16 protein-coding genes and 1 pseudogene are annotated in these 14,585 nt (G+C 58.8%); 15 read left to right on the top strand and 2 right to left on the bottom strand.

Annotated elements, in window-relative coordinates; translation table 11 throughout:
* The first annotated feature begins 109 nt into the window (after positions 1 to 109).
* The 6 genes and pseudogenes from phnC (at position 110) to AB3Y40_RS14675 (ending at position 6,190) form a co-directional block, all read left to right on the top strand.
* Positions 110 to 925 carry a phosphonate ABC transporter ATP-binding protein gene (phnC, locus tag AB3Y40_RS14700; protein WP_369439531.1) on the top strand — a complete coding sequence of 272 codons (816 nt, stop codon included), beginning with the start codon at positions 110 to 112 and terminating at the stop codon, positions 923 to 925.
* Positions 926 to 975: 50 nt separating this feature from the next.
* The gene (gene phnD / locus AB3Y40_RS14695) at positions 976 to 1,887 is read left to right on the top strand and encodes a phosphonate ABC transporter substrate-binding protein (protein WP_369439530.1); all 912 of its coding nucleotides are present in this window, start codon (positions 976 to 978) and stop codon (positions 1,885 to 1,887) included.
* Positions 1,888 to 1,951: 64 nt separating this feature from the next.
* Entirely contained in the window at positions 1,952 to 2,824 is an 873-nt protein-coding gene (gene phnE / locus AB3Y40_RS14690; RefSeq protein WP_369439529.1) for a phosphonate ABC transporter, permease protein PhnE, read from the top strand.
* Complete coding sequence (gene phnE, locus AB3Y40_RS14685; protein WP_369439528.1) at positions 2,821 to 4,137, top strand: phosphonate ABC transporter, permease protein PhnE; 1,317 nt, start codon at positions 2,821 to 2,823, stop codon at positions 4,135 to 4,137. The genes phnE (AB3Y40_RS14690) and phnE (AB3Y40_RS14685) overlap by 4 nt, the downstream gene beginning before the upstream one ends.
* A gap of 118 nt (positions 4,138 to 4,255) precedes the next feature.
* Positions 4,256 to 4,873: pseudogene (locus AB3Y40_RS14680) on the top strand (DapH/DapD/GlmU-related protein).
* Between the two features lie 102 nt (positions 4,874 to 4,975).
* Complete coding sequence (locus tag AB3Y40_RS14675; RefSeq protein WP_369439527.1) at positions 4,976 to 6,190, top strand: glycerophosphodiester phosphodiesterase family protein; 1,215 nt, start codon at positions 4,976 to 4,978, stop codon at positions 6,188 to 6,190.
* Between the two features lie 49 nt (positions 6,191 to 6,239).
* On the opposite strand, the gene phnF is transcribed toward AB3Y40_RS14675, so the two are convergent.
* The gene (gene phnF, locus AB3Y40_RS14670; RefSeq protein WP_369439526.1) at positions 6,240 to 6,959 is read right to left on the bottom strand and encodes a phosphonate metabolism transcriptional regulator PhnF; all 720 of its coding nucleotides are present in this window, start codon (positions 6,957 to 6,959) and stop codon (positions 6,240 to 6,242) included.
* An 81-nt stretch (positions 6,960 to 7,040) separates the two neighbouring features.
* On the opposite strand from phnF, the gene phnG reads away from it, so the two are divergent.
* The 8 genes from phnG to phnN are packed head-to-tail and all read left to right on the top strand — an operon-like array spanning position 7,041 to position 12,613.
* Positions 7,041 to 7,496 carry a phosphonate C-P lyase system protein PhnG gene (gene phnG, locus AB3Y40_RS14665; RefSeq protein WP_369439525.1) on the top strand — a complete coding sequence of 152 codons (456 nt, stop codon included), beginning with the start codon at positions 7,041 to 7,043 and terminating at the stop codon, positions 7,494 to 7,496.
* Complete coding sequence (gene phnH / locus AB3Y40_RS14660; protein ID WP_369439524.1) at positions 7,496 to 8,074, top strand: phosphonate C-P lyase system protein PhnH; 579 nt, start codon at positions 7,496 to 7,498, stop codon at positions 8,072 to 8,074. Before phnG ends, phnH begins: the two co-directional genes overlap by 1 nt.
* On the top strand, positions 8,074 to 9,162 hold the full coding sequence (locus tag AB3Y40_RS14655) for a carbon-phosphorus lyase complex subunit (RefSeq protein ID WP_369439523.1): 1,089 nt from the start codon (positions 8,074 to 8,076) through the stop codon (positions 9,160 to 9,162). Before phnH ends, AB3Y40_RS14655 begins: the two co-directional genes overlap by 1 nt.
* Positions 9,159 to 9,758 (top strand): HAD family hydrolase, encoded by a 600-nt coding sequence (locus AB3Y40_RS14650; RefSeq protein ID WP_369439522.1) that lies wholly within the window; start codon positions 9,159 to 9,161, stop codon positions 9,756 to 9,758. The genes AB3Y40_RS14655 and AB3Y40_RS14650 overlap by 4 nt, the downstream gene beginning before the upstream one ends.
* Positions 9,755 to 10,618 carry an alpha-D-ribose 1-methylphosphonate 5-phosphate C-P-lyase PhnJ gene (locus tag AB3Y40_RS14645; protein ID WP_369439521.1) on the top strand — a complete coding sequence of 288 codons (864 nt, stop codon included), beginning with the start codon at positions 9,755 to 9,757 and terminating at the stop codon, positions 10,616 to 10,618. Before AB3Y40_RS14650 ends, AB3Y40_RS14645 begins: the two co-directional genes overlap by 4 nt.
* Complete coding sequence (gene phnK / locus AB3Y40_RS14640) at positions 10,615 to 11,385, top strand: phosphonate C-P lyase system protein PhnK (RefSeq protein WP_369439520.1); 771 nt, start codon at positions 10,615 to 10,617, stop codon at positions 11,383 to 11,385. Before AB3Y40_RS14645 ends, phnK begins: the two co-directional genes overlap by 4 nt.
* Positions 11,386 to 11,387: 2 nt before the next feature.
* The gene (gene phnL / locus AB3Y40_RS14635) at positions 11,388 to 12,071 is read left to right on the top strand and encodes a phosphonate C-P lyase system protein PhnL (RefSeq protein WP_369439519.1); all 684 of its coding nucleotides are present in this window, start codon (positions 11,388 to 11,390) and stop codon (positions 12,069 to 12,071) included.
* Positions 12,068 to 12,613, top strand: a complete 546-nt coding sequence (gene phnN, locus AB3Y40_RS14630) for a phosphonate metabolism protein/1,5-bisphosphokinase (PRPP-forming) PhnN (protein WP_369439518.1) — start codon at positions 12,068 to 12,070, stop codon at positions 12,611 to 12,613. Before phnL ends, phnN begins: the two co-directional genes overlap by 4 nt.
* Here phnN and AB3Y40_RS14625 read toward each other — a convergent pair.
* A complete protein-coding gene (locus tag AB3Y40_RS14625) occupies positions 12,595 to 13,266 on the bottom strand; it encodes a DUF1045 domain-containing protein (protein WP_369439517.1) in 672 nt (223 codons plus the stop codon). The genes phnN and AB3Y40_RS14625 overlap by 19 nt on opposite strands.
* Before the next feature lie 49 nt (positions 13,267 to 13,315).
* On the opposite strand from AB3Y40_RS14625, the gene AB3Y40_RS14620 reads away from it, so the two are divergent.
* Complete coding sequence (locus tag AB3Y40_RS14620; protein ID WP_369439516.1) at positions 13,316 to 14,458, top strand: alpha-D-ribose 1-methylphosphonate 5-triphosphate diphosphatase; 1,143 nt, start codon at positions 13,316 to 13,318, stop codon at positions 14,456 to 14,458.
* Positions 14,459 to 14,585 lie beyond the last annotated feature (127 nt).

Here is a 14,585-nt window from a genome sequence, read left to right as displayed (position 1 = left end):
GACTTGCTGTCACGTAGCCATTAAGAAACCATCAATAAACTGACTCAAAACTGTCACCCAAGTGTTGAATTGCAGGCTTAGCAACTCCGAGAACGCATCGGGGGATGACATGCTAAGCATTAGCGGACTGACCAAACGGTTTGGCGACAAAGTCGCCGTAGACGCTGCCAATATTCAGATTGATGCACCCGCAATGATTGGCATCATCGGACGATCTGGTGCTGGCAAGTCGACGCTTCTGCGGATGCTCAATCGGCTCAGCGACGTATCGAGCGGGCAGATTTTGTTTGAGTGTGAAGACGTGACCGCGATACGCGGTGCCGCGCGGCGCCATTGGCAGTCGCGCTGCGCGATGATCTTCCAGCAATTCAATTTGGTACCGCGGATGGATGTGGTGTCGAATGTTTTGCACGGCACGTTGAACCGCCGTTCGACATTGGCGACGATGTTCAACCTTTATCCGCAGTCCGACATTCACAAGGCCATCGACATACTGGATCGACTTGGCATCGCTGAACAGGCGCCGAAACGCGCCGAAGCTCTGTCAGGTGGCCAACAACAGCGTGTCGCGATTGCGCGCGCGCTGATGCAGGACCCCGCAATCATTCTGGCGGACGAACCAATTGCTTCGCTTGATCCAATGAACGCGCAAGTCGTGATGCAATCCCTGCGCGACATTCACGAAGAAGACGGCCGCATGGTCATCGCAAACCTGCATACACTGGATACCGCACGGCGCTACTGTGACCGCGTGATCGGTATGCGCGATGGCCGTATCGTCTTTGACGGTACGCCCGCACAACTCACAACCGGTGTCGCTCGCGACATCTATGGGGCGGGCGCAGACTTCTCCGAAGCAGCCACATCCACCGAAATCGAAACACTGGACAGAACTGACGCCCTCAAAATCGAAGTCGTCGCCTGAGCCAGTTTACCCGCGCTCACAGGCGCCCAATTCCCTCCATGGAGACACTGATGAAAAAGTTTATCGCAGCCGCTTTGGCCACAACCGCTCTTGCTGCCCCTGCCTTTGCTCAGGACGCAGAAATCACCGAATTCCGCATCGGAATCTTGGGAGGTGAAAACGCACAGGACCGTATGAACAACTATGCCTGCATGCAGGACTACACCACCGAAGCGCTTGGTGTTGAGACAAAGCTGTTCGCACCTGCCGATTACAACGGCGTTATTCAGGGCCTGCTGGGTGGCACGATTGACATGGCATGGCTCGGCGCGTCCTCTTATGCAGCGACCTATCTGCAAGACCCCGAAGCCGTTGAGCCTGTGCTGGTCAAGCAGAACCTGGACGGCTCCATCGGCTATCACTCCATCGGTTTTGCCCGTGTGGACAGCGGCATCGAAGCCCTCGAAGACGTTCAGGGCAAGGTCTTTGGGTTTGGTGATCCGAATTCCACATCCGGCTACCTGATCCCATCTATCGAAATCCCGCAGGCGACTGGCGCGACGATGGAATCTGGCGACTATTTTGGTGAAGTCAAATTCACTGGCGGCCATGAGCAGACGATCATTGCCGTGGCAAATGGTGACATCGACGCGGGCGTCACCTGGGCTGACGCGCAGGGTGAATGGGAAGATGGCTACAACTCCGGTGCGCTGCGCCGTGCGGTTGATGCGGGTCTTGTCGACATGAACGACCTGCAGCAGATCTGGATCTCCAACGTGATCCCTGAAGGTCCGGTTGTGCTGCGCGCCGACCTGCCAGCGGACGTCAAGGCGACAATGACCGAATTGGTCGACACTCTGTATGAGCGCGATCAGGATTGTGCTTATGGCGTTGCTGCGGGTGACACGCTCGGCTTTGTGCCAGTGACCCACGAAACATACGAAAGCATTGTTGCGGCCCGTCAGTCAGTGATTGGCAACTAAATTTTTTCATGACGACACCGGTCGCTTCGCTTGCGGGGCGGCCGGTATTTTGTGCGGGGACACCATGACAGCAACAGACACTGCAGGCGCGTCAAGCGTCGGTGACATTCGCGAAAGCTACCTCGCTCAGGTCGGGCGGCGCAGGCTTTACAGCGGTTTGGCTCTGCTGATCTTCGTAGTCTTGATGGTGTCCGGCTTTAACGTAGCTGATGAGCGCAATGCCGGCGGGTTCTGGGAAGGGTTGCATCAGATTGGCGACTACCCCAGCGAAGTGCTGGCCGAAGCCTGGGAAAAGCGCGCCGACCTGCCGGGCCTGATTGCCAAATTTTTCCCAGCCCTGGTCGAGACGATAAACATCGCGGCGATGTCGACGATCATCGGGGCCATTGCTGGCCTGATCCTGTCGTTGTTGGGGACGCGGGGCCTCGCAAAATGGCCACGCTTGATCCCGCTGTTTCGCCGGTTCTCCGACATTCTGCGTGCGATCCCCGAAATCGTGATCGCGCTGGTTTTGATCTTTGTTTTGGGCGGCGGTCCTGTTCCCGCGATGATCGCGATTGCGCTGCACACGGCCGGTGCGCTGGCCAAAATGTTTTCCGAGGTTGCCGAAAATGCTGACCTCAAGCCCGTCGAGGGGTTGGCGTCAACCGGTGCCACATGGACTCAGCGGATGGTGCTGGGCGTGTTGCCGCAGGTCGCGCCAAACTACGTCAGCTACACGTTGCTACGGTTCGAAATCAACATCCGCGCGTCTGCGATCCTTGGCTTTGTTGGCGCGGGCGGCCTTGGGTACGAGTTGCGAAATGCGATGGCATGGGGGCCGGGCCGATTTGATGAAGCCGCAGCGATCTTTGTGCTTCTGTTCGGCACGATCGTCTTCTTCGACCAGGTTTCAAGCCGCTACCGTAACCGTCTGACCGAAGGACAGGCCCAATGACTTCAGTTGATATTCAAGCAACTAAGGCGCATGCAGAAGGTCTGTTTCGCCGCAAACGCTTGTTCGCCTTTGGCATCCCCGCGGTGATCCTTGTCTATTTCACCTACATCTTCTTTGCGTTTGATGTGCCCGGCTTGGTCCAGCGCGCGAATATGGACAATGCGCGCACGCTGACGTCCGATGTTTGGTCCCACAAGGTTCACGTCACCCGCGACAACCGGAACGGCGAAATCGCCTATGCGGTTGAGGGCGAGCGCAAGGGCGCATACCCCGAAGGCGCACGTCCCGCTTGGGTCAGCGGCACTGACGTTGTTACAGTTGATTTAGGTAGCGATACGATTGTGCGTTTCTTGCCCGACAACCGAACAGAGGTGGACATTCCGGGCTTTGGGCTGGTCGCGGCACAGGCCGAAGGCCGCACGGTCACCACCAATCTGCCCGCCGACCTGCCTGACTGGATCAACGCGTCGGACCGCCGTGTTGCGATTACCACGCCCGCGGGTCGGATTACCCTCACAGGGTCCAGAACCGAAGTCTTCAACTATTTCGCAGGTTGGGAGTTGTTCTGGTTCACGCTCGACAGTCCCTATCATGATATCGGTATTGGACAAATCCTGTTTGGCGCTCAGATTGACCCAGACCGTAGCAATATCAGCGGTGCTGTCTCAGACTTTTGGCACAACAAAATGTGGCGCCACAAGGATATCGCTTGGGCCATCGGTGAAACGATCCTGATGGCGTTCCTTGGCACCATGGGGGCGGCGATGATCGCGCTGCCGCTTGCATTCATGGCCGCCAAACGGTTCACCCCAGTCCTGTTGTTGCGCGCGGCCACCCGCCGGCTGTTTGATTTTGTACGCGGCGTGGACGCGCTGATCTGGACAGTGGTTCTTGCCCGTGCGTTCGGACCGGGGCCGTTGACTGGCACTTTGGCGATCTTGATTACGGACACAGGCACATTCGGTAAGACTTTCTCAGAGGCGCTTGAAAACGTCGATGACAAACAGATCGAAGGCGTGACGTCGACGGGGGCCAAACCACTGCAACGGTATCGGTTTGGGGTGATCCCGCAGGTTGTTCCGGTGCTGCTGGCGCAGGTCCTCTATTTCCTTGAATCCAACACCCGGTCCGCGACAATCATCGGCGCGATCACCGGCGGAGGCATCGGGCTTATGCTGACGCAGGCAATCCAGACCCAAAAAGATTGGGAGGAAGTCGCCTATTACATCATCCTGATCATCGTAATGGTCATGCTGATGGATTGGCTGTCCGGCTGGTTGCGTGGCAAATTGATCGGAACGAAAGACGGATGATGGTCAACACGATGACGCATTCTGCCGTGCTCCAGGCGGTGTTGCCGTGCCTGCGCAAAAAACTGACCGCAACGGGCAAGTTCTTCTGCTATGCCTGCGAAGAAAAAGAATTCTGATCATGCCAAGACTGAGTGCGACAGACCCTTTCATCCACTCCGATTGTGAAATCACCGACAGCACTTTTGGGGCCTATGTCGAAATTGGGCGCGGCAGTAGGCTGAACAACGCAACCTTTGGGGATTACTCCTATTGCGACCGTTACGCCGATATTGCGAATGCGCGGATCGGCAAGTTCGCGAATATCGCGGCGTTTTAGCGGATCGGTGCGACGGACCATCCCTTAGATACCGCCGCCTGTCACCATTTCCTCTATCGTTCGGCGGATTATTGGGATGATGCGACCCGCGATGAGACGTTTTTTGCGCATCGCCAGTCCCGCATCGCCCACATCGGACACGATACTTGGATTGGTGCGGGTGCCATGATCAAGCCCGAGGTGACTTTGGGTGATGGCGCGGTCGTCGCGGCAGGGGCCGTGGTCACAAAGGACGTCGATCCCTACACGATCGTCGCCGGTACGCCTGCCAGACCCTTGCGGTTGCGTCAGCCGCACGCGATCGCGGAACGCCTTATCGCGCTGGGGTGGTGGGATTGGAATCATAAGACGTTGCGTGTGGCACTGAACGACTTTCGGTCAATGAAGGCCGAAGCGTTCTTGGAAAAGTACGAAGTTTAGCGCGCTCGCGCCCCCACGTTCATAAACCTTTGACAATTCTGTTATGTGCCCTTCGCATGGCCCGATCACCCTGTGCGGACATGAGCACCAAAGGGGATTACCATGCTTCGTATCATTGCACTCACGACAGCGACACTCGCAGCTGCGCCCGCCATTGCGCAGACGCCTGAACGGGTCGAATACGGTCCGCGTCCGTTCTATCTGATTGATCGGATGGAAGATGGGCCGCTCAAGGATCAGTTGCAGTCTTGCCAGAACCAAGAGGCGTCCATGTCCTCATTTTCCATCGGGCACCGTGGCGCGCCGATGCAGTTTCCAGAGCATACAGTCGAATCCAACCGCGCCGCGGCCCTGATGGGGGCGGGCATTCTGGAATGTGATGTGACGTTCACCGCAGACCTCGAGTTGGTGTGCCGTCACGCACAGAACGACCTGCATACGACGACCAATATTCTTGCCACGCCATTGGCCGCGACCTGCACAACGCCGTTTTCGCCAGCGAGTGGCGATGCAAGTGCCACCGCCGAATGCCGCACATCCGAAATTACGCTGGACGAATACCGCACACTGACGCCCAAGATGGACGCGGCCGACAGCTCTGCCACAACGGTCGAGGCCTACCTTGGCGGCACAGCCGGTTGGCGAACCGATCTCTATTCGGTCGAACCGGCGACACTGATGACACACGCGGAGTCCATTGAATTGTTCCGCGACCTGGGTGCGCGGTTTACGCCTGAACTGAAGTCGCCCTCGGTCGAGATGCCGTTCAACGGCTTCACGCAAGAAGACTATGCACAAAAGCTGGTGGATGAATACGTGGCCGCCGGTGTTCCGGCGTCGGATGTCTGGTTGCAGTCGTTCAACCTCGACGATGTGCTCTATTGGATCGAGGCCGCGCCAGAGTTCGGCGCGCAGGCTGTTTACCTCATGGATGAATACGATATCGACGGCTATTCCCCCATGGACCCCGCCACATGGCCGAACACCATGGAAGAGCTGAAGGCGATGGGCATCAACTATATCGCGCCGCCTACGTGGATGTTGGTGACGCTCGAAGACGGTGAAATCGTCCCGTCCGAACTGGCCATTCAGGCTAGGGCTGCGGACCTCAAAATCATCACATGGACCATCGAACGCTCTGGCCCGCTGGTGAATGGTGGTGGCTGGTACTACCAGTCTATCGCAGATGCGGTGAACAGCGACGGTGTGATGTATAAGCTGATCGACGTTTTGGCACAGGACGTCGGGGTTGAGGGGATCTTTTCCGATTGGCCCGCCACGGTGACCTATTACGCGAACTGCATGGGTCTCGAATAACCCTGTTCATCGGAATGCATCGGCCTCGCCAGTTTCGGGCGGGGCCGCTTTAGTTTTCCAAGGTGAGTGTGATCCGATCTCCGACAAACCACGTGCGCCCGTATTCGACCGGGTTGCCGTCTTGATCGACATTCACCCCGGACGAGCGTAGCAGCGGGTCGCCCTCAGTGACCTGTAAATGCAGGGCATGTGTCGCGCCAGCGCGCACCGCCGTCAGCCGCGTAGACGCACGGGTATAATCTGCCACACCTACGGTGGCCAAGGCCTCGGTGACGCTGCCTTGCGCGCCAAAGGCTGCTGAAATTCCTGGGGTCCGCGCCAGTGGAAAAACGCTTTCGAACACCGCGATGGGCTGGCCGTCAGCCAAGGATAACCCGTGGTACGAACAGACCGGGTCACCCGCATTGATGGCGAGCGCCCGTGCTTCGCCGTCTGTCGCGAACCGGTCTTCGACCAACAGGACGCGTTTTTCCGGCAATCGCCCTGCTGCGATCAGATTGTCGTGGAACCTGACCTTGCGCCCGATGGGATAGTCAGTGGGCGTTGAGGCCACAAAAGCGCCCGCGCCGCGCCGGGTGCGGATCAGCCCTTCCTCCACCAACGCAGAAATCCCATGGCGCACGGTGTGGCGGTTGACACCGAACCGTTCAGCCAGCGCCGCCTCGGTCGGAAGTTTGTCGCCCGGCGCATAGCGGCCCTCGGCCAGATCACTGCGCAGGGCTTGCGCGATGGCCTGCCAAATCGGCGTTTTAGAGGATGTGTCACGCAAAATTCACAAATCTCCGCTGGGGGAATCGAAGGGATATGTTATGATGTGTCTAGTTGTATAGTATACCGAAAAGTTGTCGAGATGAAAGATATCAGCGAAGACCATGCGCCGCGCCAGCTCTGGCTCGGCCTTATGGCCAAGGCCCCCAAGGGACGCGTTGCCACCCTGCTGGACGAGGCTGTAACGCGCCCCGCTTTCACATGGCTGCGTGCGCCCGAGGTCGGCAGCACCATGGTCCGGGCCCGCGCAGGTGCCACAGGTAGTCAGTTCAATCTGGGTGAAGTCACTGTAACGCGCTGTGCGCTGACCCTTGCGACGGGCGAAGTCGGCCATGCGTATATTCAAGGACGCAGTAAGGCCGATGCAGAGGCCGTGGCGGTGGTGGACGCCCTGATGCAAACCACGGCAGCAACGACATTGCAGGCGCAAGTCTTGGATGTGCTCGACGCAGAACAGTCCGCAAAAAGGGACGCGCGCGCTGCCAAAGCTGCCGCCACCAAGGTCGATTTCTTTACAATGGTGAGAGGAGAAGACTGATGCAGGCCCAGACCCTCAGCGGCGGCTTCGCGGACCCGGCCATTGCCTCAGCGGTTGCGTTCCGTCAGGTAATGGAAGCGATGGCGCGGCCCGGTACGATCCACACGCTCACCGGTTCCGCACCGCCTGCGCCTCTTTCCCCTGCGACCGGCGCTGTTTTGCTCACGTTGTGTGACCCTGATACGCCGATTCACCTGACAGGCTCGCTGGATTGCGATGCGGTGCGGACTTGGGTCGCTTTCCACACGGGCGCACCGGTTGTTGGGCCGTCTCATTGCATGTTCGCGCTGGGCGCCTGGGATGACCTGACGCCATTGAACGCTTATCAAATCGGGACACCGCAATACCCTGACCGCTCTGCCACGCTGATCGTTCAGGTCGAGCGGTTAGAGCCGATTGGTGCCACATTGTCCGGCCCGGGCATCAAAGACACGCACAGCTTGTCGCTGCCAAAGACCCCGGCGTTTCAGCAGAATGCAGGGCATTTCCCCCTTGGCCTCGACTTTATCTTTACGTGCGGCGACCGCGTGGCGGCCCTGCCGCGCACGACAGTTGTCACACAAACAGGAGCTATCTGATGTATGTGGCCGTCAAAGGCGGCGAGCGCGCGATTGAGAACGCACACGCTTGGCTTGCCGAAGAACGCCGCGGCGATACGTCCATTGCTGAACTCAGCATCGGGCAAATCCGCGAGCAGCTTGCATTGGCCGTCAATCGTGTCATGGCCGAAGGATCGCTTTATGATCCGGACCTTGCCGCATTGGCGATCAAACAGGCGCGCGGGGATCTGATTGAGGCGATCTTTCTGATCCGCGCCTACCGTACCACGCTGCCCCGTTTTGGCGCATCCTTGCCCGTCGACACCGGCAAAATGGCCTGCGACCGACGCATCTCGGCGACATTCAAAGACCTGCCCGGCGGACAGGTTCTGGGGCCAACCTTTGACTACACGCACCGCCTTCTGGATTTCAAACTGGCCGCCGATGGAGAGGTGCCAGAGGCCGCAACGCGCGAGGCGACCCCCGGCGACGTTCCCCATGTGACCGACTTCCTCAACCACGAAGGGTTGATCGAAGAGGCCGTTCATGATGACACACCACCGCCGGATCTCACCCGCGAACCGCTTGAAATGCCTGCAGAGCGCAGCTTACGTCTGCAGGCACTCACCCGTGCGGACGAAGGCTTCACGCTTGGCATGGCCTATTCCACTCAGCGTGGCTATGCGCGCAACCACGCCTTTGTGGGTGAATTGCGCATTGGGGCCGTGCCTGTCGAAATGGATGTCCCCGAGCTTGGGTTCAGCATCGAGATTGGCGAGGTCACGCTGACCGAATGCGAAACCGTCAATCAGTTCACCGGGTCAAAGTCTGAACCACCCCAGTTCACGCGTGGCTACGGGCTGGTCTTCGGCCAGACCGAACGCAAAGCGATTTCAATGGCGCTGGTCGATCGGGCGCTGCGTTGGGAAGAACTTGGCGAGGAAGACGAAGGCGCCCCCGCGCAGGACGCTGAGTTTGTGCTGTATCATGCGGACAACATTCAGGCGACAGGGTTCCTAGAGCACATCAAACTGCCCCACTACGTCGATTTCCAAGCCGAATTGGAACTGGTGCGAAAGCTGCGTGAAGAGGCGGGCGCGCACATAGTGCCCGAGGCTGCAGAATGACCCCCGACACTGTGGTTTTTGACATCGGCGGCGTGTTGATCGACTGGCAACCGCATTTGGCTTGGGCCGATGAGATGGACGCGGCTGAAGCACAGGCGTTTTTGGATCGGATCGCCTTCGACAGGCTGAACCTCGCCTGTGATGCGGGGGCGTCGTTTGCGCTGGCAGCATCGCGGATTGCAAACCCCGAAGATGCGGCTCGGCTCGGCCGATACGTCGCGCGGTATCAACACACAGTCCCCTCCAAGATCACCGGCACTTGGGATATTTTGTATGCCCTGAAAGGCGCGGGCACGTCCGTGCATGCGATCACCAACTGGTCGGCTGAAACATGGCCCCAAGGCTGCAAGGCGCATCCAGAGTTGTTGGAGGTATTCGACACGACTGTCGTGTCCGGTGAGGTCGGTATCATCAAACCCTCAACCGAAATCTTCGCCCTTCTGTGTCAGCGCGCAGATGTCGCGGCTGAGCGGTGCGTGTTCATCGACGACGGGTTGCACAACTGTATCGGCGCACGGGCGGCAGGGATGGACGCAATCCATTTCACAGGTCCCGACGCCTTGCGCCGCGACCTTTCAGCACGGAGCCTGTTATGAGCGAATACAACTTCGCCTATCTGGACGAACAGACCAAGCGCATGATCCGCCGCGCGATCCTCAAGGGGTTGGCGATCCCCGGCTATCAGGTGCCATTCGCATCTCGCGAGATGCCGATGCCCTATGGTTGGGGTACGGGCGGGGTGCAGGTGTCCGCGGCGGTGATGATGCCAGATGACCGGTTCAAAGTGATTGACCAAGGGGCAGACGACACGACCAATGCCGTGTCAATCCGCACCTTCTTTGAGCGCACGGCAGGCGTCGCAACAACGACGAAAACGTCAGAGGCCACGGTCATTCAGACCCGCCACCGCATCCCCGAAGAGCCGCTGAATGAAGGCCAGATCCTTGTCTACCAAGTGCCGATCCCAGAGCCTTTGCGGTTTCTGGAACCCCGCGAAAGCGAGACGCGCAAGATGCATAGCCTTGAAGAATACGGGCTGATGCATGTGAAGCTTTACGAAGACATTAGCCGCCACGGCCATATCGCGACGTCATATGATTACCCGGTCAAGGTTGAGGGGCGCTATGTCATGGACCCATCCCCAATCCCGAAGTTTGACAACCCCAAGCTTGGGAATATGGCGGCGATCCAGTTGTTCGGGGCGGGCCGCGAACAACGCATTTATGCGCTGCCACCCTACACTCAAGTGGTGTCGCTTGATTTCGAGGACCACCCTTTTGAGGCCTCTAAACCGGATCATCCTTGTGCCATGTGCGGGGCGGAAAACAGCTACCTTGACGAAGTGATCACCGACGATGCGGGCGGGCGGATGTTCGTCTGTTCCGACACCGATTTCTGCGAGGCAAGGCAGGTCGCAGGCCACACCGGCACAATGAACGGAAAGGACGCGGCATGACACCTTTGCTTTCGGTCCAAGGGATTACAAATTTCTACGGCCACCATATCGGCTGCAAAGATGTGGGGTTTGACCTTTACCCCGGTGAGGTCATGGGGATTGTCGGTGAAAGCGGGTCGGGAAAGTCCACGCTGCTGAATTGTATGGCGGGGCACTTGACGCCTGACGCAGGCGCGGTCGTGTTCAACACCCGTGGTGATGGTCCGCGAGATACTGTCACGATGTCAGAACCCGAACGCCGCATGTTGTCGCGGACTGATTGGGCTTTTGTTCATCAACACGCCCGTGACGGGCTGCGTATGGGGGTCAGTGCGGGCGGCAATGTGGGCGAACGCCTGATGGCCGTCGGCGAGCGTCATTATGGCGATATCCGGGGAAAGGCGACCGATTGGCTGGGCCGCGTGGAAATTGACGCCGCCCGTGTCGATGATCGCCCCACGACGTTTTCTGGCGGGATGCAACAACGCCTTCAAATCGCCCGCAACCTGGTGACAGGGCCAAGGCTGGTGTTCATGGACGAACCAACAGGCGGGCTTGATGTGTCCGTGCAGGCGCGCCTGCTTGATCTGTTGCGCGGCTTGGTTCGCGACATGGGATTGTCTGCGATCATCGTCACCCATGACCTCGCTGTCGTGCGCCTCTTGGCGGATCGTTTGATGGTCATGAAAGACGGCCACGTCGTAGAGGCGGGCCTGACCGATCAGGTCCTCGACGATCCCCAGCACGCCTATAGCCAACTCCTCGTCAGTTCTGTTTTGCAGGTGTGAAAATGATTGAACTTAAAAACGTGTCCAAGACCTTTACGCTGCACAATCAAAGCAGTGCGGTGATCGAAGTCATCAATGACGTCTCATTGTCCGTGGCGGCGGGTGAATGTGTGGCGCTGACCGGTGCATCGGGTGCCGGAAAATCTACCCTGATGCGGATGATCTACGGCAACTACCTGACGCAAACCGGGCAAATCCTGATCGACGGGACCGACTTGGTGCAGGCCGAACCGCGCGAGGTGATCGCGCTACGCCGCGAGATTCTTGGATACGTCAGCCAATTCCTGAGGGTTGTGCCGCGTGTGCCGACGCTTGATGTCGTCGCGGAACCGCTACGCGCCGTTGGGGCCACCGCAGAAGATGCGCTTGCCCGTGCCGAAGAATTGCTCGCGAAACTCAATATTCCAAGGCGGCTTTGGTCCTTGTCTCCCACAACCTTTTCGGGGGGTGAGCAACAACGCGTCAACATTGCACGCGGCTTTGCCCATCCCTATCCGGCGATGTTACTGGACGAACCGACAGCCAGCCTTGATGCGGCCAACCGCGAAGTCGTGTTGTCTCTGATCGAAGACGCCAAGGCCCGAGGTGCTGCAATTGTTGGCATCTTTCACGATGAGGCCGCGCGCGACCGCGTCTGTGACCGTGAAATTGACGTGGGCCAATTTACACCCGGAATTGCGGCATGAAGAACGGGTGCCTCATCGCAGTTGTCGGCCCGTCCGGTGTCGGCAAGGACAGCGTCATGGAAGGGCTCGCCACAGCCGATCCATCGCTGCACCTCGTGCGGCGCACGATTACCCGAGCGCCGGCGCTGGGTGGTGAAGACTACGATGCCGTCAGCATTGCGGAGTTCGAAGCGATGGCGGCGCGTGGGCACTTTGCCGTCCACTGGGGCGCCCATGACTTGCAGTATGGCATTCCCGCGTCCATCGAAACTGTACTCGCCAGAGGGCAAGACTGCCTCGCAAATTTTTCACGTTCCGCGCTTCAGGCGGGTGATGCGGCCTTTTCCCATTTTTGTGTCCTCAACATCACCGCGGGGCCCGAGACGCTTGTGTCGCGTCTGAAGGCACGAGGCCGCGAAAGCGAGGAACAGATTGCGAAACGTTTCGCGCAAGCGACCAAGCCGTTGCCCAATGGCCTGGACGTCATGACGATCAGCAATGATGGCGCGCTTGAAGAAACTGTCGCAAGCGCCCTTTCACTGCTTCAACCAGTGAGGGTGTAGCGTTGGATAAGTTCAAATCGCCCATCGGGGCGCTCACCGCACAAGGCAATACTGCCCAACTCATAGCGGTCGGCCATGGGCGGCAGGTGCGCTTGCGCGGTTTCGATCCATATCGCCCGGTCCGTTTCGGGCAAACGCCCGCTCAGCGTCAGGTGGAACCGGAATTCCTCCATCACGTACGGATAGCCCCAGCGCTTCATCAGCGCCTCCTGATGCGCGTTCAGACCTGCTTTGCGGCGTCGCTCCAATTCAACCTCGGAAGCGGGCGCGCGAAGGGGGTCGAGGTCGCGCACACATGCGCTTGCGACCCGTTCCAACCCGCTCAGATCGCCGGTCGGGGTCAACGCAAGAAATCCGCCCAATGTCGTCAGCTGCAAACCACCGCTTTGTGCAGGTGCGCAGCGCCCAGCCAAATCGGCGGCCCTCGCTTGCAGTTCATCGAGTGTACGGCCATCCGCCAGCCTGAACGGCGGCTTCAACGTCCCATGAAAGCCGTACTTTCGCGGTGTCATCGTAATGTCATCCAAACCGGGCACATCTGCCTGACGCGTGGCGCTGCCCGTCCGCACATTCCATCCCAGCCACGTGGCCCCAAAATTGGCCAATGCGTCATCGAACGGCGCGTCATAAATCGCGAAACGAGTGTATGTCATGAATTATCCCCTTAGGCCTGCCGCTATGGACCCTTTGGATGACACTTCTATGTCAGACGATCTTTGCCTCGCCAATGCACGATTGGTATTGCCGGATCAGATTCTGACGGGATCCGTCACGATTGAGCAAGGCGTGATCACTGAGGTTGCCGAAGGCGACAAATGTCCAAGCGGCAGTTTGGATTGCGCTGGCGATTTCGTCATGCCCGGTCTGGTCGAACTGCACACCGACAACCTCGAACGTCATATGGAGCCGCGCCCAGAGGTGGATTGGCCGCATTTGCCTGCACTCATCGCCCATGATGCGGAATTGGCATCGGTCGGGATCACGACCGTGTTTGATGCTTTGCGCGCGGGATCGATTCATTCAGGCAAAGGGCGCTACATTGACTATGCACGCACGGTCGCGGATGAGCTTTTGGCAGCCCGCGCCAAAGCTGTGTTCAAGATCAGCCATTTCCTGCACCTGCGCGCAGAAATCTGTTCTGAAACCCTGCTTGACGAATTGGCCCGTTTCACGCCCGATGACCGTGTCGGCATTGTCAGCCTGATGGATCACACGCCCGGCCAGCGGCAATTCCGCGACCTGACCGCCTTGCGCACCTATGTCGCCAAGAAACGTGGCATGGATGACAACGACTTCGCTGAACATGTGGCGAACCTGAAAAGGTTGCAGTCCGAATTTGGCGACAAGCACGAAAAGGGTGCCGTATTAGAGGCCAAGCGTCTGGGTGCGGTTCTGGCGAGCCACGATGATACGACCCGCGATCACGTTGTAACTTCGCAAGAGAATGGCGTCGGGTTCGCTGAGTTTCCAACCACCCTAGAGGCCGCGTCAGCCTGCCGAGACCATGGTATCGCCGTCATGATGGGCGCGCCCAACGTCATCCGTGGCGGATCCCATTCCGGCAACGTCGCCGCAATCGAACTGGCAAAGGCCGATCTGCTGGATATTCTGTCGTCTGACTATGTGCCCGGAGGGTTGTTGATGGCGGCCTTCCGCGTCGCCGAATTCTGGAACGATCTGCCACGCGCGATTGCGACAGTGACACGCACACCCGCAATGGCGGCGCGATTGCTGGATCGTGGAAGCCTGCAAACAGGTCTGCGTGGTGATGTCCTGAGGGTGAATAACACCCAAGGCACCCCTGTGCTGCGTGGTGTGTGGGCCAAAGGCACGCGCATCGCCTGATGCGCACAAAGAAACCGATAGCGCAGGCGACTTTCCGGTCTGCGCCTTCGCCTACCTGTTACAATGTCATGTTTCGGTCCTTGAGGGGGGTACGTCGCATCAAGCGCGCTTTGACCCCCGAGTTAAT

The sequence above is a fragment of the Yoonia sp. R2331 genome (genome assembly GCF_041103235.1).
Taxonomy (GTDB): domain Bacteria; phylum Pseudomonadota; class Alphaproteobacteria; order Rhodobacterales; family Rhodobacteraceae; genus CANMYO01.
Note: the sequence above shows the minus strand (reverse complement) of the source record. Positions and strands in the feature narration are given on the sequence as shown.